This is a genomic window from Nonomuraea sp. NPDC047529, from assembly GCF_040642995.1.
Classification (GTDB): domain Bacteria; phylum Actinomycetota; class Actinomycetes; order Streptosporangiales; family Streptosporangiaceae; genus Nonomuraea.
Genome location: NZ_JBEYTJ010000002.1, coordinates 557031 through 577626, shown reverse-complemented (window position 1 = coordinate 577626; position 20596 = coordinate 557031). Strand labels below are relative to the sequence as shown.

Sequence of the window (20596 nt, the reverse complement as noted above, 5' to 3'; positions counted from 1 at the left end):
AGTATGGGGGAACCTTCCGGTCAAGATCCGGATTTATCCACACATACCGGGGTACGCGGGGGTAACCCGGGACATGTGTGGCAAAACCGGAAACCTGTGGTGTCGTGCGCTGCGAGGTTACCGCTTCGTGACCAAGGTCAAGCACACCCCAAGAGCAGGCAAAGACATCACCGGGCGCATAACCGCAGCTCAACCAAGCCGCCAGACATGCCTAAAACGTATGATTCGACTAGAAAGGAGTCACGGAAGCCTAGTAGCCCGCCCCCGTCAGCAGCCCCCCGTCGACCGTGAACTCGCTCCCCGTGCAGTAGCTGGCCCGGTCCGAGGCCAGGAACGCCACCACGTGCGAGACCTCCACCGGCTTCGCGAACCGCTTGATGACCATGGACTTCACGAACGCCTCCGCGTCCACCTCGGCCATCAGGTCCGGGTTCACCGCCATCGCCGTGTTGATCGCGCCGGGATGCACCGAGTTCACCCGGATCTTGAAACGGGCCAGCTCCCGCGCGGCCGACTTGGTCAGCCCGCGCACCGCGAACTTCGACGCCGCGTACGCCGACAACCCCTCCGCCCCGACGAAGCCCTCGATCGAGGAGATGTTCACGATGGCGCCGCGCCCGGCCGCCTTCATGGGGTCGATCACCGACTTGACCCCGAGCCAGGTGCCCTTGAGGTTCACGTCGATCACCCGGTCGAAGTCCTCGGGAGCCATGTCCTGAATGCGGCCGTAGGCGAGGATGCCGGCGTTGTTCACCAGGACGTCGAGCCGTCCGTGCAGCTCCGTGGCCGTGTCCACGGCCCGCCGCCACTCGCCGGGGCTGCGCACGTCGTGCCGCACGTACGTGGCCCCGGTCTCGGCGGCCAGCGCCTTGCCCTCCTCCTCCAGCACGTCGCCGAAGACCACCCGCGCGCCCTCTTCGAGGAACAGGCGCACGTGCGACTCGCCCATGCCCCTGGCCCCACCCGTGATCAGCGCGACCTTGCCGTCAAGCAGTCCCACGACTACCTCCTGCCGCGACGGCCGCCGCGGCCGCCTCCATGGAGCGGTAGACGGGGACGCCCGCCGCCGCCGCGATCCGCCGTACCTCGTCCTCCACGCCCGCGGGCGCGCACTCGCCGTTCCTGGTGACGAGCGTGATCCTGACGCGCGGCAGCGCCTCCTGCGCGCCGGCCAGGGCCCGCGTGTAGGCGTACAGGGGTTCGGCCGCGTCGCCGTAGGTGAAGAAGCTCTGCACGTTCACGTGGGCGACCACGTCCGCGTACGGCTCCCGCCGTACGATCGCCTCGATCACCTCCGCCACCAGCCCCGGACGCCCGCGCGGACCCACCGGCACCTCCAGCGGGTTGCCCGCGACGGCCAGGCCGAGCCCGTCGAGCACGCCGTCCGGGAGCGGATCGAGCCGCACGTCCGCCCGGTCGAACGCGTCGGCCGCCAGCACGCCCGCGCCCCCGCTCGGCCCGATCACCAGCACCCGGTCGCCGTCCGTGATGCGGGAGCCGTGCGCCTGGAAGAAGGCCAGCACGCCGATCAGGTCGTCCTGGGAGGACACCAGCGCCGTGCCCGTCTGGGCCGCGACCGCCGCCCACACCCGCAGGTCGCCCACCATGCCGCCGGTGTGCGAGAGCGCCGCCCGCTGCCCCTGCGAGCTGCGCCCGCCGACCAGCAGCGCCACCGGCAGCCCGGCCGCGCGCAGCGCCTCGTGCAGCTCCCGGCCGCCGCGCGGATCCTCCAGGTAGAGCCCGACGGCCCGGGTCTCGGAGTCGCCGGCCAGCCAGGTCAGCAGCTCGGCGGGGGTCACGTCGGCCGCGTTCCCCACGGTGACGACCCGGCTGAACGCGAGCCCGCGTCGCTCCCCGACCTTGATCACCTCGCCCGCGAGCCCGCCGCTCTGCGAGATCAGCGCGACCGTCCCGGCCGGTCCTAGGCCGCCGCCGACGAACGTCTGCCGGCCGCGCGGGCAGTACACGCCCATGCAGTTGGGCCCGAGCAGCCGGGTGCCCGCCGCGCGGGCGGCCCCGGCCAGCGCGCGTTCCAGGTCCGCGCGTCCCGCCTCGCCGAACCCGCCGCTCATCACCTGCACGTACGGGACGCCCGACGCCTCCCGCACCACCTCGGCGCACCGCTCGGCGGGCACCGCCACCAGCGCGTAGTCCACGCCGGCGGCGGCCAGCGACGGCACCGCGGGCACCCCCGCCACCTCGGAGGCGGACGGGTGCACGGCCACCAGCGGCACGCCGGCGGCCTTGTAGAAGTCGAGGAACATGTTCCCGAAGTTCGGCCTGCTCGCGGAGGCGCCGACGACGGCCACCGCGCGGGGCTCGAAGAGCGGCAGGAAGTCCGCCGGCGCGCGGGCGGCGGACGGGCGGGGCTCGCCGGGCAGGTACCGGGCGTCCACCGCGGTCACGCCGGAAGGGGTGGCGATGACCGGGTTCAGCTCGAACTCGCCCAGTTTTAGCCGTTCCCACAGCCCGCCATGGCCGCCGACCGTCATGAGCAGCTTGACCACGGCGTCCACGTCCACCGGCGGCCGGCCGCGGTGGCCGCGCAGGAGGGCCGAGCCGCGCAGCTCGTCCAGCATGAGCCGGGCGTCCCGCTCGGAGATCGGGCAGAGCCGCAGCGCCGTGTCGCGCAGCGCCTCCGTCCAGACGCCGCCCAGCCCGGCCAGCAGCACCGGGCCGAACCCAGGATCGCCGACCAGCCCCACGATCAGCTCCACCCCGGCGGGCGCCTGCTCCTCGACCAGGAACCCCTCCACGTCGAGCCGCGAACGCATCTCCCCGGCCGCCGCCGCGAGTTCGTCCGCCCGCAGGCCGAGCCGTACGGCCCCCGCCTCCGACTTGTGCACCAGCCCCGGCCCGAACGCCTTCAGCACCAGCGGCCCGGCCAGCTCCCCGGCCGCCGTGAAGTCCAGGTCGCGCACCACGACCCCGCGCGGCACCGGCACCCCGGCCGCCGCGACCAGCGCCTTGACCTCGTGCTCCCGTGGACCGTCCCGGCCCTCGCGCTCCTGGACGCTCACCCGAGCAGGTGCCCGTGCTGCTCGCGGATCCGGCGGCGCAGCAGCTTGCCGGGGCCGCCGGAGGCGTCCTGCGAGTGCGGCAGCTCGCCGGTCACCACGATGTGGTCGGGCCGCTGGTGCGGGGGCAGCGTGTCGGCCAGGGCGAGCGACAGCTTGGCGGCGTCCAGCGACTGCCCGGCGCGCGGCACGACCGCCAGCAGCACCCGCTGCTCGGCCGCCCCCTCGGGGACGCCCACCGCGCCGGCCTCGGCCACGCCGTCCAGCGCCGAGACGGCCTCCTCGATCGTGGCGGGCTGCGTCCACTGGCCGTGTTTGAGTATCGAGTCCTCGCGGCGGCCGAGGACGCGCAGCACGCCGTCGGCCGACAGCGTCCCGAGGTCGCCGCCCACGTACCAGTCGCCGCGCAGCACGCCGTGGTCGTCCGGCCCGTCGTAGCCCGCCATGCGGTGCGGCCCGGCCAGGTTGATCTCACCGACCTCGCCGGTCACGGCGGCGCCGGACGGGCCGGTGATCCGTACGGCGTTGCCCGTGCGCGCCCGTCCGGAGGAGCCGAGCGGCGTCGAGCCGTCGTCCACGCGGCCCATGCACGTGTACGGCGCCTCGGTCTGCCCGTAGTAGGAGTAGACCCCGGCGCCGGGCAGCCTGGCCTTGATCCGGTCCAGCATGGTCGCGGTCAGCGGCTCGCCGCCCAGCATGATCACCTGGATCGACGACAGGTCCACCCCCTCGTGCTCGGACGACCCCAGCAACGCCGTGTAGAACGACGGGATCTGCGACACGTGCGTGACCCGCTCGCGCGGCACCACGCGCAGGAAGTTCGCCGGTCCCCAGTCCTGCTCCAGCACCAGGCGCATGCCCGCGTACAGGGCCGGGCCGACGATGGCGGGGAAGCCGATGCCCCAGATGATCGCGCCGGTGCCGAACACCGAGTCGGGGCCGCGCGGCACGTCCAGCCAGATCTGGGCGGTCGCCAGGGAGGAGGCGTGGGTGTGCACGACGGCCTTGGGCAGGCCGGTCGTGCCCGAGGTGTAGTAGAGGGCCAGCGGGTCGTCGTGGAAGCCGCCCAGCGGCGGTTCCTCCTCCGGGCCGCCGGTCAGCTCGCCGGCGTCGATCCAGGTGGTGACGTCCGGGAGGGAGTCCCTGATCTCCTCGACCACCTGGGCGACCGTGGGGTCGTACACGAAGGCCGTGCAGCCGGAGGCGGCCACCACCGCCCGCAGCGTCTCGACCGGCCAGTACGGGTTGAGCGCCGCCGTCACCGCCCCGATCTTGGCCTGGGCGAGGTAGACCTCGGCGACCAGCAGCGTCTCGTTGAGCAGCGCCGCCACCCGTTGCCCAGGGGCGATCCCGGCCGAGAGCAGGGCGTTCGCGCGGCGGTTGACGGCCCGGTTCAGCTCGTCGTAGGTGAAGCTCCGCTCGCCGCAGTACGTCAGCGCCACCCGGTCGGGCGTGCGCAGCGCTCCCGCGGTCAGGATCGCGTGGCCGTAGTTGCCGTAGGGTGATCGCGCCATGGGGGTGCCTCCAGGTCAGAGGGGCGAGTAGAGCACGAACGTGTTTCCTGAGGGGTCGCGCAGCACGGCCCGCCTCTCGTGCGGCCCGTCCTCGGGCGCGCGCACCACCTCGGCCCCGCGCGCCGCCATCTCGCGCACCGTGGCCGCCACGTCGTCCACCTTGTACGACGGCGCCGCCGACGCGGTGACGTGCTCGGCGGGTCCGGCCAGCGCCACGGTGACGCCGCCGCCGTCCAGCGCGGCGAACCTGTCGCCGTCCCTGAACGTGACCGGCAGGCCGTAGAAGGCGATCGCCTCGTCCAGGTCGGCGACGGGGATGAGCACGTTGCCGAGCTTCATGCGGGCCTCCAATGCGGCAGATCGTCCACGAACGTCACCCGCACCGGCATCCCGACGCGGACCTCCTCCGGCGCGCATCCCACGACGTGCCCGAACGCGCGCACCCCCTCGTCCAGGTCCACCCACGCCGGCACGTACGGCTCCCGCCCCCGGTAGCCGGGCGCGAACGACCGGTGCACGACGGTGAACGTGTGCACCGTCCCCGTGCCCTCGGCGGGCTCGGCGGCCTGCTCGTCCCCGCCGCACGCCGGGCAGGACGGCTCGGGCAGCCAGCCGCGGCGGCCGCAGGACACGCAGCGCCGGATCACCAGCTCGCCACGCGTCCCCGCGCCGGTGGGGGAGGTGTCACCGCTCATCGCTGCCAAGCTAGCGCACGCTTGGTTGGCCGACAAGGGCCCGCGCCCCTACTCGCCGGGCACCAGCCCGCCCTCCGGGGAGGCGGGCGGGAGGGCGTACTCCGGAGAGGTCCCGGCGGACGGGGACGGCGGTCCCTGCGTGGGACGCGCGACGGGCCGCCCGCCGGCCGAGGACGTCGAGGCCGACGGGGTCGACGGGGTCGACGGGGCCGCCGGGGTGCCGGACGGCGTGGCCGGGCCCGAGCGGGTCGGGGTGGGGCAGGTGGGCCCGTCCACGGCGACCTCGCTGACCTGGGGCCCGTTGACCGCCGCCGGCTCGGTCATGACGACGATCCCGAGGTAGGCCCGCACCCCGCAGCCCACGTCCCCGGGATCGTGCCGGACGCCGCTGGTGTAGGCGGTGCTGCCGCGCAGCGTGAGGGTCTCCTGCCGCACGGTGGCGACCGGCCCGTCGTCGAGCCGCCGCGTGTACGCGATCCGCAGCCGCACCGGCCCCGTGCCGTCCGCGGACACGCTGATCGCGCCCGCCGAGCCGCTCCACCGGGTGATGCTCGCCTCCCGCACGGCCGGCGGCGGCGGGGCGGTCCCGCTCTGCGCCTGCGTCGGCACCGGCGGCGCGGCGCTGGTCGGGACCGGCGGCGGGCCGGCGGACCCGCGCGGCGGGCCGGTGGGGACGCGCGGCCCGCCGGTGGCGCGCGGGGGCGCACTGCCGCGGTCCGTGGCGGGCGCGCTCCTCCGGGGGGTCGGCGTGTGGGCGTCGACCGGCGCCGGATTCAGCTCGCCCGACGGCTTCGGCTGCGGCATCAGGATCGTGCCCGCGCCGGGCGACAACCGTCCGCCGGAGATGATCAGGGCGATCGCCACGGCGACCACCGTCGCGCCCGCCACCCACAGGTGCGGCGGCAGCGTGGGCAGCCGCACCGCCCGGCTCCGGACCCCTGCCGGGGACCGCGTCTCCCGCTCGGTCGTGGCCGCCAGCGGGAAGCGCAGCGCGAGCAGCGTGGCCAGCTCGGCGAGCCGGCGGCGGCCCCGCTGCTCCCAGCCGGGCCCGTACGCCGCGACGGCGTCCTCCTCCAGCTCGGCCGCGAACTGCCGGGCCGAGGCGTACCTGAGCGCCGGGTCCTTCGCCATCCCGCGTCTGAGCAGGTCGCGCAGCGCGTCCGGGACCACCTCCAGCGGCACCGGCTCCATCAGGTGCAGGTCCCGCAGTGCCGCGACGTCCTGCTCGCCGTCCTGACCCTCCTTGTACGCGCGGTAGGGCGGCCGCCCCTTGACCGCCTCGAACAGCAGGCAGGCCGCCGCGTACAGGTCGGCCGAGGGTCCGGCCCGTCCCTGCGTCCACAGCTCGGGCGACATGTACGCCGGGCTCCCCGCCGGCACCCCCGGCTCCTCGGCGTGCACGACCACGCCGAAGTCGGCCAGCTTGCTCGTGCCGTCCGCCTGGACCAGGACGTTCTCCGGCTTGACGTCCCGGTGCGGCACGCCTCTCTCGTGCGCGACGGCCAGGGCGGCCAGCACGCCCTTGAGCAGGACGAGCGCCGCCTCCGGAGCCGTGCGGCCGTGCTCGGCCAGCAAGGTGCGCAGCGAGACGCCGTCCACCAGCTCCATGACGACGGCGGCCCGGTCGGGCGTCTCGACGTACTCGTAGAGGCGGACCACGTCGGCGTCGTCGATCTCGACGAGCTGGTGGGTGTCGGCCCTGAAGCGGTCCATGAACTCGGGGTCCCTGCGCAGGGTGGCGTTCAGGTACTTGATCGCGACGTAGGCGCCGGTGGACTGGTAGGTGGCGAGGAACACGCGGCCGGTGCGGCCCGCGCCGAGCTGGCGAACTTCACGGTAACCAGGGACCAAGTCCAACCCCCATCAGGCAGGCCGTCGTGCATTCGACGGTCTCACCCGGGGTGTGGGTTGTCACGTCTGGAGAAATTTCCGTCTTTGCGGAGAAAAGTGATGTCGTGGGGGCGGTGTTATGCTGTGGCTTGCCCAAGCAAGCGCTCGGCTAAATAATGGAGGCTGCGGGTGGAGCGGTCGGCCGTGCTGGTGATGGAGATGCAGCGGGGCGTCGTCGGCGATCTCACGAAATTTCCGGAACTGGTGGCGGCCTGTGCCCGCCACGACGTCGTGCCCAACGCCGCCCGCGTCCTGCGCGCGGCCAGAACGGCCGGCCTCCCGGTGATCCACTGCACGGCCGCCTTCCGGCCGGACCGGGCGGGCTCGCACACCGGCAACTGCCCGTTCATCGTCTCCCTGCTCAAGGACCCCGCGCACATGCTGGAGGGCACGGCCGCCGTGCAGGTGCTGCCCGATCTGCGCGAGGACGGCGATCTGGAGAGCCGGCGGCACCACGGGTTCTCGCCGTTCACCGGCACCTCGCTGGACATGACGCTGCGCTCCCTGGGCGTCTCGTCCGTGGTCGCGATGGGGGTCTCGCTCAACCTGGGCATCCCGGGGCTGGCGCTGGAGGCGGTCAACCTCGGCTACCGGGTGACGGTGGTCAAGGACGCGGTGGCCGGCATCCCCGAGGACTACGCGCAGGCCGTCCTGCGGAACACGGTCGGCCTGCTGGCCACCCGCGTCGCCGCGGCCGACCTGGCGAAGGCGTGGACGTGATGGACGGCCTGCGCCTCGACGGCCGCGTCGCCGTCGTCACCGGGGGAGCGGGCGCGATCGGCACGGCCGTGGCGACCGACCTCGCCGCGCTCGGCGCCCGCGTCGTCGTCGCCGACGTGGACCTGCCGGGCGCCCGCCGGACGGCCGCGGCGCTGGCAGGGGCGCGGGCGCTGGCCGTGGACCTGGCCTCGCCCGGCTCCGTCGAGGCGTTCTGCGCCGAGGCCGGGCCCGTGGACGTGCTCGTGCACAACGCCGGGGTGTCGATCGTGCGGCCGTTCACGGCGAGCGACCCGGCGGACTGGGACCTCATGTGGCAGGTCAACCTGCGCGGCCCGATGCTCATGACCAAGCTGCTGCTGCCCGGGATGACGGCCAGGGGCTGGGGACGGCTGGTGTTCGTCTCCTCCGACGGCGCCAGGGCCGGGTCGGGCGGCGAGGGGGCGTACGCGGCGACCAAGGCGGGCCTGTTCGGCCTGGCCAAGACGCTCGCCCGCGAGGCCGCCAAAGGCGGGGTGACCTCGAACGTGGTCTGCCCGGGGCCGACCGACACGCCGATGCTCCGCCGGGTGTCCGAGGCCGAGCCGGGGCTCGTGGACAAGATCGCCAAGGGGATCCCGCTGCGGCGGCTGGGCACGCCCGCCGACGTGTCGGGGCTGATCGCGTACCTGTGCACCGACCGCGCCGCCTACATCACCGGCCAGACGCTGTCGGTGAGCGGCGGCGTGACCATGCAGTGACGAGCGCCGTGGGGTCACAGGGAGCGGTAGACGGCCTCGATCAGGCGCAGGCCGCGCAGGTTGCCGGTGAGGCTGTCAGCCATCCGGTTCATCACGTAGCCGAAGGCCAGGCCGCGGCCGGGGTCGCCCATGCCGAGCGAGCCGCCCATGCCCGAGTGGCCGAACGCCGTCCGCGACGGCATCGGGAACGTGAACGACGGGCGCATGTAGCCGAGGCCGAACGTGGTGTCCATGAACAGCACGCGGTCGGGGCCGCTGACGCGGGGGCGCAGGGCGTCCTGGAGGGTCGCGGAGGTCAGGACGTCGCCGCCGACCAGCGCGCGGTAGAACCCGGCCAGGCCCTTGGCGGTGGTGACGACCCCGGCGGCGGGCCATCCGGCGCGCAGGATCACCGGGTTGTTCGCGCCGCCTTCGAGCAGGCGGATGGCCGGGTTGCCGAGCGCCCGGTTCATCAGGCTGCCGGGATCGAGCGCCGCCCGGCTCATCTCGCCCAGCAGATCCCGCCCCCCACCGACGCCGACCCCTCCGCCGGAGGGAGCGGGAGTTTCGGAGGCATCCCTTGGGGTTTCGGGGGAGGGGCGGGGGCGGGTGGGGGCCTTGAGGCGGGCGGCGCGGGGGATCACGTCGTCGGGGGCCCCGACCCAGAGGTCCAGCCCCAGCGGCCCGGCGATCTCCGCCGCCACCAGCTCGCCCACCGACTTCCCGGTGACCCGCCGCACCACCTCCCCGACCAGGAAGCCGTACGTCAACGCGTGGTACCCGTGCGCCGTCCCCGGCTCCCACAGCGGCGTCTGACCGGCGAGCCGGGCCGCGACGGCCGGCTGGTCCTCGAACTCCTCCACCGGCACCGGCGTCTCGATCACCGGCAGCCCGCAGGAGTGCGTCAGCACGTGCTCGACCGTGACCGCCTCCTTGCCCCCGGCGGCGAACTCCGGCCAGACGTCCGCGACCGGCGCGCCCACGTCCACCAGGCCGCGCTCGGCGAGCCGCAGCAGCACGGTGGCCGCGATCGCCTTCGTGCACGAGTACGCGAAGGCCGGGGTGCCGGCCTCCCAGGCCCGTCCCGTGTGCCGGTCGGCGACCCCGTCCCACAGGTCCACGACCAGCTCGCCGTCGAGGTAGACGGCCACCGCCGCGCCCAGCTCCTCGCCCTCGGCGAAGTTCCGCTCGAACGCCTCGCGCACGCGGGAGAACCGGGGATCGCAGTACATCAGACCTCCGCAAGAAAGGAAGCGCTTACTTGGTGCACGAGCCTAACAACTGGGGACGATTCGGCCCAGACGACCAGCGCGGAACCCTCAACCTGCTGACCCCCGCCGTCGTCCTGGAGGCCCTGCGCAGCGCCGTCACGGGCGAGGTGCTGAGCCTGGCCATGCCGATCAGGGGCGCCACCTCCTCGGCCGCGCCCACCACCGTCCCGCACCTGCGGGGCCGTCCGCTGCCGCAACACTTCATGTCCGTGGACGGCGGCGACTACGCCGCGGGCGCCCGGCCCGTCGGCGACGGCCTGCGCGTGGCCGACGACGCCCTGCTGGTGACCCACCACGGCACCACCACCCACATGGACGCGCTGTGCCACATGTGGACCGGCGACCTGCTCTACAACGGCCACCCGGCCGTCCGCGTCCGCTCCTACGGCGCCACCCGGTGCGGGATCGAGCACGTGGGCGGCGTGGTGGCCAGGGGCGTGCTGTTCGACGTGCCCCGGCGCCTCGGGCTCGACCACCTGCCGGCCGGCTTCCGCGTCCCCGCCCGGCTGCTCCAGGAGATCGCCACGCCGCGCCCCGGGGACGTCGCGGTGATCCGTACGGGCTGGCCGCTGATCTGGGAGCGGTCGCGCGAGGAGTACTGGTCGGGGCAGCCGGGGCTGTCGGCGGAGGCGGGCTCCTGGCTGGCCGCCCAGGACGTGTCGGCGGTGGCCTGCGACAACGCGGCGATCGGCGGCCTGAACGACCGGCAGCTCGCCGACGAGTGCGCCGCCGACGACCTGCACCTCATCCTGCTCCACCGGCACGGCGTCCACCTGGTCGAGATGCTCTGGCTCGAAGAGCTGGGCGCGGCCGGCCGGACGGAGTTCGTGTTCGTGGCCGCGCCGCTGCGCATCGAAGGAGGCACCGGCAGCCCGATCACCCCGCTCGCCGTCCTGTGAGCGGGCCGGTCACCAGGTGACGGGGAGGCTCCTGACGCCGTACACCGAGGCGTCGTCCTTGACCGGCACCTGGGCCGCCGGCACGGCCAGCCGCAGACTGGGGAAACGCTCGAACAGCGCCCGGTAGCCGATCCGCAGCTCGATCCTGGCGAGCTGCTGGCCCAGGCACTGGTGCACGCCGTACCCGAAGGCCAGGTGGCGGCGGGCCTCCGGCCGGTCGGGGATCAGCCGGTCGGGGTCGGCGTACACGGCCGGGTCGCGGTTGATCACGGGCAGGGACAGGGCCACGGTCTCGCCCGCCCTGACCGTCACGCCCGCCACCTCCACGTCCTCCAGGGCGGCTCTGGAAGGCGCGCCGAGATGCAGGATCGACAGCCAGCGCAGCAGCTCCTCGACCGCGCCGTCCTCGTACGGGCGCCCGTTCGCCAGCAGCGCGAACACCCCGAGCGCCAGCATGTTCGCCGTGGTCTCGTGCCCTGCCACCAGCAGGATCACCGCGAGGCCGGCGAGCTCGTCGTCGTCGAGGTCGCCGGTCAGGTCGCCGATCAGGCCGCCGTCCGGCTCCCCGCGCCTGCGGCGGACCAGCCCGCGCAGGTAGCCGGTCAGCTCGGCCAGCGCTCCCGCGCCGTCCTCGCCGAAGGTGACGAGCCGGGCGCTGAGCTCCTGGAACAGGTCGTGATCGGCGTACGGGACGCCGAGCAGCTCGCAGATGACCAGCGACGGGATCGGTAACGCGTAGGCCGTCACGAGGTCGGCCGGCGGCCCGGCGGCGGCCATGGCGTCGAGGTGGTCGGCGGCGATGCGTTCGACCCGCGCTTCGAGCAGGCGCATCCTGCGCAGCGTGAACCGGCCGGTGAGCAGCCGTCGGTAGCGGGTGTGCTCCGGCGGGTCCATGGCCGCGAAGAAGCCCGGTGGGGCGGGCGTGCCGAGCCCGGCGGGATTCGGGTGCACGGCCTGGTGCTTGAGCTCCTGCCGGGCGCTGAACCGGGGATCGCCCAGCACCGCGCGGGCGGCCTCGGCCGTGGTGGCCAGCCAGCCGAGATGGCCGTCGGCGAACTCCAGGCGGCTCATCGCCGGAAGGCCCGCCAGCCCCGCCGGGGGATCGAAGGGACATTCCGCCGGACGTTCGATGGGAAGTCGCATAATTGTGAGAGTAGACTCTCAAATGAGAGTTGTATAGCGATATGCATCGGGCTCCGACGAGTGGACGCGCGGGACGCCGGCCCGGAGAATGCGGTGACATGAGCGAACGACCCGTCCAGGGCCTGCGCGAGCGGAAGAAGGCCAGAACCCGCGCCCTGATCCAGAAGGAGGCGCTGCGCCTGTTCCGCGAGCAGGGCTACGCGGCGACGACCGTCGAGCAGGTCGCCGAGGCGGCGGAGGTCGCGCCCAGCACCGTCTTCCGCTATTTCCCGACGAAGGAGGATCTGGTGCTGCTCGACCAGTTCCCGCCCTTCGTCGAGGCGCTCAGGGCCGTGCCCGCCGAGGTGGGTCCCGTCCGGGCCGTGCGCCTGGCCATGCGGGCGGTCACGGACGCCCAGACGCCGGAGGAGATCGCCGACGGCATGGAACGGGAGAAGCTCATGCTCACCGTCCCGGAGTTGTGGGCGGCCAGCCTGGAGAACGTCACCGGCGTGCTCGCCACGCTGCGGGAGGAGCTCGCGGCGCGCCAGGGCCGGGACGCGGCCGACCCGGAGATCAGGAACGTCACGGGGGCCGTCACGGGCGTGATGGTGGCCCTGTGGTTCGAGTGGGTCAGAAACCCGGCCATGGACGGCCCCGCCGAGCTGGACAAGGCGCTCGCGCACCTGGAGGCGGGGCTCCCGGTGTAGGCCGCCCGTACGGAGGGCGGGGGGTCAGGCGCCCGGGTAGTTGCCGCCGCCGTACGCGGCGTCGAGGGCGTCGTAGTCGGGGGTGAAACCCTGCTTGGGGATGGCGTCGGCGAACACCACCTGGCGGGGCCTCTTGTACGCCGCCAGCTCACCCCTGACGTGCGCGACCAGGTCGTCCTGGGTGGCGGCGGCGTCCGGTCTGAGCACCACGACCGCCTTGACCGCCTGGTGCCATCGGGGGTCGGGCACGCCGATCACCGCCGCGTCGGCGACGGCCGGATGGGTCCTGAGCGCGCGCTCGACCTCGGCGGGGTAGATGTTCTCGGCGCCCGACTTGATCATGCGGAGCCGGGGGCCGATGAAGGTGATGGTGCCGTCCGGCTCGCGGCGGCCCAGGTCGCCGGTGTGATGCCACCCGTACCGCGACTTCGCCTCATTTAAGTCGGGCCGGGCGAAATATCCGGAAAAGAGGGTCTTGCCCCTCGCGCAGATCTCGCCCGTCTCGCCCACCGGCACTTCCACGCCCTCCGGATCCAGGATGCGCACCTGGACCAGCGGCGACGGCCGTCCCGCGAACCCCGCGCCGCCCTCGGCCAGCCCGAGGAAGGTGAGCATGCCGCCCACCTCGGTCTGCCCGTACCCGCCCATCTTCGAGCGGCACCAGGGGGAGTCGTCCACGGTGATCATGTCGTCCCACTCGGCGGAGTGGGCGACGAAACGCAGCGAGGACAGGTCGTACTTGCCGTCCGCGTTCGCCGCCGCGACCGCGTCGATCATGGGTCCGAACAGGAACGCCTGCGTCACCCGTTCGGCGTCGACCAGCCGGCAGACCTCCTCGGCGTCGAAGGCGGGCGTGAACACGTTCGTGCCGCCGATCTGGAGGGTGGCCAGGCAGAACATCATCGTCCCGACGTGGAAGAGCGGCCCGTCGTTGAGGAAGGTGAACCCCGGCTCCATCTGGCGTACGACGAGCAGCGTGGCGCTGTGGGCGACGAGGGCGGCGCTGCTCAGCAGGGCGGCGCCCGGCCGGCCCCCGAAGGCTGCGGTGTAGAGCGCGAGCACCGGTTCGGCGTCGTCCACCTGCGGGAACTCCCGCGCCGAGCCGCCCGCGACCAGCTCCTCGTACGCCTCGCCCGCGAGCACCCACGTGGCCGCGTCCGCCAGCTCGGCGGCGGCGTCGGAGTGCTCCCAGACGACGACCCTGGGCGCCAGGTCGGACAGGACGAAACGCAGCTCGTCCGGCGACTGCCGCCAGTTGGCCGGGCAGAGCACCGCGCCCAGGCGCGAGCAGGCCAGCAGCAGCTCCAGCACGGCGTGCGAGTTCTGGCCGAGCCACATCACCCGCTCCCCGGCGGCCACGCCGCGCCCGGCCAGGGCGTCGGCCAGCCGCGTGACGCGGTCGTCCAGCTCGGGGTAGGTGAGCCGCACGTCCCCGTCCACCACGGCGGTGACCCCGGGGCGGCTGCGGGCGTGGTCGGCCAGGACGTCGGACAGGGTCAGGCTGTGGATCATCGTCATCCTCCTGCGGGGGCGAAGGCCGGCATGACCTCGGCGGCGAAGAAGCGCATGACCCGCTTCATGTCCTCCAGCGGCATGGGCCTGGTGCTGCCGAAGTCGCACAGGAGGTTGGTGAAGCCGGCGTCCCTGAGCAGCGAGACCTGCTCGATCACCCGGGCGGGGTCGCCGATGACCTCCAGCTGCTCCCAGCGGAAGTCGGGCGAGACCGAGCCGCCCTTGAGGTAGCGGTCCTGGTAGTACTCGAAGCCCTGGGCGGCCTTGCCGGTCCTCGGGTCGATGGGGGCGCTGCGCTCGTTGAAGATGCGCGAGCGGTCGAAGGAGGCCTCGAACCTGGCCTGGTCCTCGCGGGCCCGCTCCAGCGTGGGGGCGACGTACACGCTGCGGGCCACCACCAGCTCCGCGCCCGCCGGGTGGCCGGCCCGCGCGGCCGTCTCCCGCCAGGTCTCGGCCGCCTTGACGACCTTGCGGAACGTCGCGGCGGGGTCGGCCAGGACGGGCAGGCCGCGCTCGGCGTACATGGTGACGGTCTCGGGGGAGACGGCGGCCACGTGCAGCGGCGGGTGGGGCGACTGCAGCGGGCGCGGCGCGAGCGTGACCTCGGCGCCGGTCCGGTAGAACTTCCCCTCGTGCCGGTACGACTCCCGCGTCCACAGCCCGAGGATCACCTCCAGCGCCTCGTTGAACCGGTCGCGCGCCTCGGCCAGGTCGATCCCGAAGCCCTCGAACTCGAAGCTCTGGTACCCCCGGCCGATCCCCAGGTCGAGCCGGCCGCCGGAGAGCACGTCCACCTGCGCGGCCTCCTCGGCCACGTGGATCGGGTTGTGCAGCGGCAGCACCACGATGCCGGTGCCGAGCCTGATCCGGGAGGTGCGGGCGGCGACGTGGGCGAGCATGGTGAACAGGTTGGGCGCCACGCCGTAGTCGCGGAAGTGGTGCTCAGCCAGCCGTACCCCGTCGAAGCCCAGCTCCTCGGCCAGCTCGATGAGCTCCAGATGGTAGTCGTAGACGTCCTTGAAGCTCTGGCCGTCGAAGCGGTGGAAGAGGTGGAAGGTCGAGAACTTCATGCGGCGGCCTCTCCGTATGTAAACCAAGCGCTCGCTTGGGAGCGTATCACGCCGGCTGCCGCTCCCGGACCACCTCCCGCGCGGCCGGCCGCGGCCGCAGCACCGGCGCCAGCACCGTGAGCGCCACCAGGACCCCCGTGACCAGCGTGAACGCCGCCGGGTACGACACGCTGCCGGCCACCCAGCCGGTGAGCGCCGGCGCGGTCAGCCCCGACAGGTACGTGATCGTCGCGATCCCGGCGACCCCCTCGCCCGGCGTGGGCCCGGCGTTCCCCGCCGCCGTGAACACCAGCGGCACGACCACCGCGACCCCCAGCCCGACCAGCGCGAACCCGATGACGCCCAGCACCGGCGTACGGGACAGGACCACCAGCACGCCGCCCGCGACCGCGACGATCCCGCCCATCCGGACCGCCCGCACGGGGCCGGTCAGGCGCACCACCCGGTCGCCCGCCAGCCGGGCCCCGGCCATGCAGAGCATGAAGATCGTGTAACCGGCGGCGGCGGCCCCCGGCCCGGCGTCGGCGACGTTGGTCAGGTAGACCGCGGCCCAGTTGGAGCTGGCGCCCTCGGCGAACGTGCCGCAGAACCCGACCACGCCGACGGCCAGGATGGCGCGCGAGGGCAGGGCGAAGCGGCGCGGCGCGGGCGCGTCGGCGGCCTGCGGCCCGTCGGGCAACAGGCCGCGACCGGCGATCCCGCCCAGGACCACCAGGACGGCGGCGACGACTCCGAGATGCAGGCGGGCGTCGATGCCCGCCTGCGCGGCCAGGGTGCCGAGGCCGCCGGCCGCCAGGCTGCCCACGGCCCACATGCCGTGCAGGCCGGAGACGACCGGCTTGTTCAGGTGCCTTTCGAGGGTGACTCCATGGGCGTTCATGACGACGTCGCACATGCCGGCCGACGCGCCGTACAGCAGGAAGATGGCGAACAGCCAGATGGGCGCGGGGGCGAAGGCCGGCAGGGCGAGGCCGCCGCACCACAGCGCGAGCAGCACCCGCGTGGTGGCCCGGCTGCCGAACCGGTGGGCCAGGCGGCTGGCCAGCGGCATCGCGGCGAACGCCCCGATCGAGGGGCAGAGCAGTACGAACCCGAGCAGGCCCGCGCTCAGGTGGACGTGCTCCTGGATCCAGGGGATGCGGGTGGCGAAGCTGCCGGCGACGGCGCCGTGGGCGGCGAAGACGGCCGCGATGGCGCGATGAGGGCTCATGGCGAGGAAAACTATCAGGCAACCTTCCTTATGAAAAGAGCTATCAGGGAGCCTTCCTGACTATTATGGGCGGCGTGAAGACCGCGACCCCGTCCATGGCCCGTGCGATCAACGACCGGCTCGCCCTCGACCTGCTGCTGGAGCACGGTCCGCTGACCGCCCCGCAGCTGCGCGAGCTGACCGGCCTGTCCAGGCCCACCGTCTCCGACCTGATCGAACGGCTCAAGGGCGGCGGCCTCATCGAGGAGGCCGGCGAACGCGGCGAGGACCGGCGCGGCCCCAACGCCCGCCTCTACGCGCTGGTCGCCGGGCGCGCCCACGTCGCCGGGGTGGACCTGCGCCGTACGGCCATCAACGTCACGGTCGCCGACCTCACCGGGCACGTGGTCGGGTCGGCCGTCCGCGAGATCTCCGGTGACCTGGCCGACCTCGTCGAGGCCACGGTCGCCGAGGCCGCCGCCGGGCGTACGCTCGACAACGTGGTCATCGGCGCGCCCGGCCTGGTCAAGCCCAAGGACGGCGAGCTGGTGATGGCCAACGACGTGCCCGGATGGCGGCCCGGCCTGGTGACCGCCGTGCGCGAGCGGCTGGGCGTGCCCGTCGTCCTGGAGAACGAGGTGAACCTGGCCGCCGTCGCCGAGCTGCGCACCGGCGCGGCCCAGGGCAGCGACGACTTCGTGCTGCTCTGGCTGGACGACGGCATCGGCGCCGCGGTCGTCCTCGGCGGACGGCTGCGCCGCGGCGCGTCCGGGGGCGCGGGGGAGATCGGCTTCCTCGACGTGGAGGGCACGCCGTTCTGCCTCCTGCTCCAGGCCACGACCCGGCCCGAGGAGCGGGCGCGCCGGGTCGCCAAGGGCGCCTTCGCCTTCGTCACCCTCCTCGACCCCGGCCTGGTGGTGCTCGGCGGGGCCACGGGCCAGGAGGGCGGCGACGAGCTGGCCGACCGGGTCGCCGCACGGCTGCGCGAGCTGTCGCCCGCGCCCACCGAGGTCAGGGCCACCCGGGTCGAGGGCAACGCGGTGCTGGAAGGAGCCGTGCTGACGGCCCTCGACGCGGCGCGGGACAACGTCTGGTGACCCGCGCCGCGAGGCTCACTGCTGCGCGACCGGCTCGCGCAGCGGGAGGCGCACCTCGAACCACGTCTCGCCCGGCACCGAGCGCACCTTGATCTCGCCGCCGTGCCGTCCGGCCACGATCCGGTAGGAGATGTCCAGCCCGAGCCCGGTGCCCTCGCCCACGCTCTTGGTGGTGAAGAACGGCTCGAAGATCCGGTCCTTGATCGCGTCGGGCACGCCGGGGCCGGTGTCGCCGATCTCGACGATCGCCTCGTCCTCGTCGTGGGCCGTGCGGACGGTCAGCGTGCCTTCGTCGCCCATGGCGTCGAGCGCATTGTGGATCAGGTTCGTCCACACCTGGTTCAGCTCGCCGGCGTAGCAGGGGATGAGCGGCAGCGTGCGGTCGTAGTCGGTGACCACGCTGACGCCCGGCGGGACCTTGCCGCGGAAGATGGCGATCGTGCTGTCGAGCAGGTCGTGCACGTCGATCATCTGGAACGGTGCCCGGTCCATCTGCGAGTACTGCTTGGCCGAGCGGATCAGCGAGGTGATGCGCTCGGTGGCCTCGGTGACCTCGTTCAGCATCTGGGAGATCTCGATGGCCTCGGCCAGCCAGTGGAGGGCGGCGGGGGTGTGCTCCTCGCCCACCTTGCCGCGGATCTTCTGCAGGTAGTCGGCGGTGAAACCGGCGTTGACCAGCGCGGGGGCCAGCTCCCACGCGTCCTGGACGCCGACGTCCTCCAGGGCCTCGCCCAGTTCGTCCTCGGCGTCGGAGATCTCCAGGGGGGAGCGTTGCGGCTGGTTGCCGAGGTTGCTCGTGCACGCCTCCTGGGCCTCGATCAGGGTGCGCAGCTTCTCCGGCGGGATGCCGTCCTCGGCGAGCTGGGCGAGCTGGATGCGGGAGGCCTTGATCAGCGAACGCAGCTCGCTCACCGCGCGCACCGCCGCCGCCGCCGGGTTGTTCAGCTCGTGCGTGAGCCCGGCGGTGATCGTGCCGAGCGCGGTCAGCCGCTGCCGCCGGTCGATGATCTCCCGCTGCATGCGCCCGCCCGACATCATGCCGTCGAGCAGGTGCATCGCCATCGGGAACCACTCGGCCACGATGTAGGCGAACTTCTTGGCCGGCAGCAGGAAGATCCGCGAGGGCGCGGTCGCGCGCAGCGTGTGCTGGTACGTCTCCGGCGCCCGGTCGCCCAGGTACGCCGACGTGGCGCCGCCGTAGACGCCGGGCTGGGAGGCGCGCGGCATGGCGACGGTCCCGGCGCTGACCGTCTCGTTGATCATCTGCACCTCGCCCTCCAGCAGCACGGCGAAGCACTCGGCCGGCTCGCCCTGCCGGACGATGTCCTCGTCCTGGGCGTACGAGCGCACCCGGCCGCTGGCGGCCAGCTTGGCGAGCTGCTCGTCGGTCAGCCGCTCGAACAGGAAGAGTTTGCGCAGTTCGTCGATGTCGACGGTGTCGGTCATTGCTTCTCCAGATAACGATGCACCAGCGCGACGGCCATCGCGCCCTCACCGACGGCGGAGGCCACCCTCTTGATCGACTCGGCCCGTACGTCGCCCGCGGCGAACACGCCCGGCACGTTGGTCTCCAGGTAGTAGGGCTCGCGGCGCAGCGTCCAGTTGCGCGGACGCCGGCCGCCCTGCACCAGGTCGGGACCGGTGAGCACGAACCCCTTGGCGTCCCGCTCGACCGTCTCGCCCAGCCACGACGTGTACGGCTCGGCACCGATGAACACGAACAGGTACTGGGCGTCGACCGTGCGCTCCTCGCCCTTGGTCGACAGCGTGAGCCGTTCGAGGTGGTCGTCACCGGCGCCACCGACGACCTCGGTCAGGAGGCTGACCTCGATGTTGTCGATCGCGTTGATCTGCTCGATGAGGTAGTGGGACATGGATTTCTCCAAACCATCACTTCTCACCAACAAATGGACCTTGCTCGCGAATCCCGCCAGGTAGACGGCCGCCTGCCCGGCCGAGTTGGCCGCGCCGACGATGTAGACCTCGATGTCCTTGCACGCGGGCGCCTCGGTCAGCGCGGCGCCGTAGAAGACGCCCCTGCCGACGAACTCGTCCAGGCCGGGCGCCTCCAGCCGCCGGTAGGTGACGCCGGTGGCCAGGATCACCGCGTGGGCGGCGATCTCCCCGCCGTCCTTGAAGCCGATCACCCGCGCCTGCCCGCGCGGCTCCAGATGGGTGACCTTGCGCGCGCTCAGCAGCTCGGCCCCGAACTTCAGCGCCTGCCTGCGGGCCCGGTCGGCGAGCTGCTGCCCGGACACGCCGTCGGGGAAGCCGAGGTAGTTCTCGATCCTGGAGCTCTGGCCCGCCTGGCCGCCAGAGGCGTGCGCCTCGACCAGCACCGTGTTCAGCCCCTCCGACGCGCCGTAGACCGCCGCGCCCAGGCCCGCGGGCCCGCCGCCGATCACGATCAGGTCGTAGAAGTCGGTGGCCGGGGTGGTGGACAGCCCGACGGCGGTGGCCAGCGCGGCCTGGTCGGGGGACTCCAGCGTGGTGCCGTCCTCGGTGACGACCAGCGGCAGGTGACAACCCTCGCCGGCGGCCTTCACCAGCTGCGCGCCCTCCGGGTCCTCGGCCAGCATCCACTGGTACGGCACATGGTTGCGGGCCAGGAAGTCCCGCACCTGGTACGAGCGCGCCGACCACCGGTCGCCCACCACACGCAGCTCCGGACGCGCCGTCCGGTCGGTCCGCATCCAGGCGTCGAGCTGGCCGTCGATCACCGGGTAGAACTTCTCCTCCGGCGGGTCCCACGGCTTGAGCAGGTAATGGTCGAGGTCGACCACGTTGATCGCCTGGATCGCGGCGTCGGTGTCGGCATAGGCGGTCAGCAACACCCGGCGCGCGTACGGATACATGTCCATGGCGGCCTCAAGGAACTGCACGCCGTTCATCTGCGGCATCCGGTAGTCGGCCAGGATCGCCGCCACCTCGTCGCCGCGCAGCCGCATCTCCTTGACCGCCTCGATGCCGTCCTGGGCAGCCTCGGCGCGGACAATCCTGTACTCATGGCCGTACCGGCGCCTGAGGTCACGGGCCACCGCCCGCGACACCCCCGGGTCGTCGTCAACCGTCACGATGACCGGCTTGTCCATTCCCCTACCTTCTCCCCAATGGTCCCTAAGGGAAGGATGTCATGCACGCGTAGGTTGGTGAGCACTCGCTCATATCATGGGC

Annotated in this window: 18 protein-coding genes; 5 read left to right on the top strand and 13 right to left on the bottom strand. The window is 73.2% G+C overall.

Annotated elements, in window-relative coordinates; all coding sequences use genetic code 11:
* Positions 1-250: 250 nt before the first annotated feature.
* Genes ABZ815_RS06300 through ABZ815_RS06275 form a run of 6 tightly spaced genes read right to left on the bottom strand, consistent with a single transcriptional unit; the run spans position 251 to position 7077 of the window.
* Positions 251-1000, bottom strand: a complete 750-nt coding sequence (locus ABZ815_RS06300) for a glucose 1-dehydrogenase (protein ID WP_357694564.1) — start codon at positions 998-1000, stop codon at positions 251-253.
* Positions 987-3020, bottom strand: coding sequence for an acetate--CoA ligase family protein (locus ABZ815_RS06295; protein WP_357694562.1), 2034 nt, complete (start codon positions 3018-3020; stop codon positions 987-989). Before ABZ815_RS06295 ends, ABZ815_RS06300 begins: the two co-directional genes overlap by 14 nt.
* A complete protein-coding gene (locus ABZ815_RS06290; RefSeq protein WP_357694560.1) occupies positions 3017-4531 on the bottom strand; it encodes a class I adenylate-forming enzyme family protein in 1515 nt (504 codons plus the stop codon). The genes ABZ815_RS06295 and ABZ815_RS06290 overlap by 4 nt, the downstream gene beginning before the upstream one ends.
* A 15-nt stretch (positions 4532-4546) precedes the next feature.
* Positions 4547-4870, bottom strand: coding sequence for a VOC family protein (locus tag ABZ815_RS06285; protein WP_357694558.1), 324 nt, complete (start codon positions 4868-4870; stop codon positions 4547-4549).
* Entirely contained in the window at positions 4867-5226 is a 360-nt protein-coding gene (locus ABZ815_RS06280; protein ID WP_357694556.1) for an OB-fold domain-containing protein, read from the bottom strand. The genes ABZ815_RS06285 and ABZ815_RS06280 overlap by 4 nt, the downstream gene beginning before the upstream one ends.
* Positions 5227-5274: 48 nt before the next feature.
* Positions 5275-7077 (bottom strand): protein kinase, encoded by a 1803-nt coding sequence (locus ABZ815_RS06275; protein ID WP_357694554.1) that lies wholly within the window; start codon positions 7075-7077, stop codon positions 5275-5277.
* Between the two features lie 168 nt (positions 7078-7245).
* Here ABZ815_RS06275 and ABZ815_RS06270 point away from each other — a divergent pair, with 168 nt between their 5' ends.
* Together ABZ815_RS06270 and ABZ815_RS06265 are read left to right on the top strand one after the other, a co-directional pair.
* The gene (locus tag ABZ815_RS06270) at positions 7246-7836 is read left to right on the top strand and encodes an isochorismatase family cysteine hydrolase (protein ID WP_357694552.1); all 591 of its coding nucleotides are present in this window, start codon (positions 7246-7248) and stop codon (positions 7834-7836) included.
* The gene (locus tag ABZ815_RS06265; RefSeq protein ID WP_357694677.1) at positions 7836-8573 is read left to right on the top strand and encodes an SDR family NAD(P)-dependent oxidoreductase; all 738 of its coding nucleotides are present in this window, start codon (positions 7836-7838) and stop codon (positions 8571-8573) included. Before ABZ815_RS06270 ends, ABZ815_RS06265 begins: the two co-directional genes overlap by 1 nt.
* A 14-nt stretch (positions 8574-8587) precedes the next feature.
* Here ABZ815_RS06265 and ABZ815_RS06260 read toward each other — a convergent pair whose 3' ends face one another.
* Positions 8588-9784, bottom strand: a complete 1197-nt coding sequence (locus ABZ815_RS06260) for a serine hydrolase domain-containing protein (RefSeq protein WP_357694550.1) — start codon at positions 9782-9784, stop codon at positions 8588-8590.
* A 29-nt stretch (positions 9785-9813) separates the two neighbouring features.
* On the opposite strand from ABZ815_RS06260, the gene ABZ815_RS06255 reads away from it, so the two are divergent.
* A complete protein-coding gene (locus ABZ815_RS06255) occupies positions 9814-10722 on the top strand; it encodes a cyclase family protein (protein WP_357694548.1) in 909 nt (302 codons plus the stop codon).
* Positions 10723-10731: 9 nt separating this feature from the next.
* Here ABZ815_RS06255 and ABZ815_RS06250 read toward each other — a convergent pair whose 3' ends face one another.
* A complete protein-coding gene (locus tag ABZ815_RS06250) occupies positions 10732-11865 on the bottom strand; it encodes a cytochrome P450 (protein WP_357694546.1) in 1134 nt (377 codons plus the stop codon).
* Between the two features lie 98 nt (positions 11866-11963).
* On the opposite strand from ABZ815_RS06250, the gene ABZ815_RS06245 reads away from it, so the two are divergent.
* Positions 11964-12554, top strand: coding sequence for a TetR family transcriptional regulator (locus ABZ815_RS06245; protein ID WP_357694544.1), 591 nt, complete (start codon positions 11964-11966; stop codon positions 12552-12554).
* Positions 12555-12578: 24 nt separating this feature from the next.
* Here the strand turns inward: ABZ815_RS06245 and ABZ815_RS06240 are convergent, their stop codons facing one another.
* From ABZ815_RS06240 to ABZ815_RS06230, 3 genes are read right to left on the bottom strand one after another with little or no spacing between them, the layout of a single operon-like run.
* Positions 12579-14066: an AMP-binding protein gene (locus ABZ815_RS06240; protein WP_357694542.1), complete on the bottom strand. Its 1488-nt coding sequence runs from the start codon at positions 14064-14066 to the stop codon at positions 12579-12581.
* A 2-nt stretch (positions 14067-14068) separates the two neighbouring features.
* Positions 14069-15136 (bottom strand): LLM class flavin-dependent oxidoreductase, encoded by a 1068-nt coding sequence (locus ABZ815_RS06235; RefSeq protein ID WP_357694540.1) that lies wholly within the window; start codon positions 15134-15136, stop codon positions 14069-14071.
* Between the two features lie 46 nt (positions 15137-15182).
* Positions 15183-16346, bottom strand: a complete 1164-nt coding sequence (locus ABZ815_RS06230) for an MFS transporter (RefSeq protein ID WP_357694538.1) — start codon at positions 16344-16346, stop codon at positions 15183-15185.
* 74 nt (positions 16347-16420) lie between these two features.
* On the opposite strand from ABZ815_RS06230, the gene ABZ815_RS06225 reads away from it, so the two are divergent.
* Complete coding sequence (locus tag ABZ815_RS06225) at positions 16421-17422, top strand: ROK family transcriptional regulator (protein ID WP_357694536.1); 1002 nt, start codon at positions 16421-16423, stop codon at positions 17420-17422.
* Between the two features lie 15 nt (positions 17423-17437).
* Here the strand turns inward: ABZ815_RS06225 and ABZ815_RS06220 are convergent, their stop codons facing one another.
* Entirely contained in the window at positions 17438-18868 is a 1431-nt protein-coding gene (locus ABZ815_RS06220; RefSeq protein WP_357694534.1) for an ATP-binding protein, read from the bottom strand.
* On the bottom strand, positions 18865-20514 hold the full coding sequence (locus ABZ815_RS06215) for an FAD-dependent oxidoreductase (protein WP_357694532.1): 1650 nt from the start codon (positions 20512-20514) through the stop codon (positions 18865-18867). Before ABZ815_RS06215 ends, ABZ815_RS06220 begins: the two co-directional genes overlap by 4 nt.
* Between the last annotated feature and the right edge of the window lie 82 nt (positions 20515-20596).

Excerpts from the sequence above, each read along its gene's own strand:
- ABZ815_RS06215 (WP_357694532.1), bottom strand. The coding sequence starts at position 20,514 with ATGGACAAGCCGGTCATCGTGACGGTTGACGACGACCCGGGGGTGTCG.
- ABZ815_RS06250 (WP_357694546.1), bottom strand. The coding sequence starts at position 11,865 with ATGCGACTTCCCATCGAACGTCCGGCGGAATGTCCCTTCGATCCCCCG.
- ABZ815_RS06285 (WP_357694558.1), bottom strand. The coding sequence starts at position 4,870 with ATGAAGCTCGGCAACGTGCTCATCCCCGTCGCCGACCTGGACGAGGCG.
- ABZ815_RS06220 (WP_357694534.1), bottom strand. The coding sequence starts at position 18,868 with ATGACCGACACCGTCGACATCGACGAACTGCGCAAACTCTTCCTGTTC.
- ABZ815_RS06290 (WP_357694560.1), bottom strand. The coding sequence starts at position 4,531 with ATGGCGCGATCACCCTACGGCAACTACGGCCACGCGATCCTGACCGCG.
- ABZ815_RS06240 (WP_357694542.1), bottom strand. The coding sequence starts at position 14,066 with ATGATCCACAGCCTGACCCTGTCCGACGTCCTGGCCGACCACGCCCGC.
- ABZ815_RS06280 (WP_357694556.1), bottom strand. The coding sequence starts at position 5,226 with ATGAGCGGTGACACCTCCCCCACCGGCGCGGGGACGCGTGGCGAGCTG.
- ABZ815_RS06260 (WP_357694550.1), bottom strand. The coding sequence starts at position 9,784 with ATGTACTGCGATCCCCGGTTCTCCCGCGTGCGCGAGGCGTTCGAGCGG.
- ABZ815_RS06265 (WP_357694677.1), top strand. The coding sequence starts at position 7,836 with ATGGACGGCCTGCGCCTCGACGGCCGCGTCGCCGTCGTCACCGGGGGA.
- ABZ815_RS06230 (WP_357694538.1), bottom strand. The coding sequence starts at position 16,346 with ATGAGCCCTCATCGCGCCATCGCGGCCGTCTTCGCCGCCCACGGCGCC.
- ABZ815_RS06245 (WP_357694544.1), top strand. The coding sequence starts at position 11,964 with ATGAGCGAACGACCCGTCCAGGGCCTGCGCGAGCGGAAGAAGGCCAGA.
- ABZ815_RS06235 (WP_357694540.1), bottom strand. The coding sequence starts at position 15,136 with ATGAAGTTCTCGACCTTCCACCTCTTCCACCGCTTCGACGGCCAGAGC.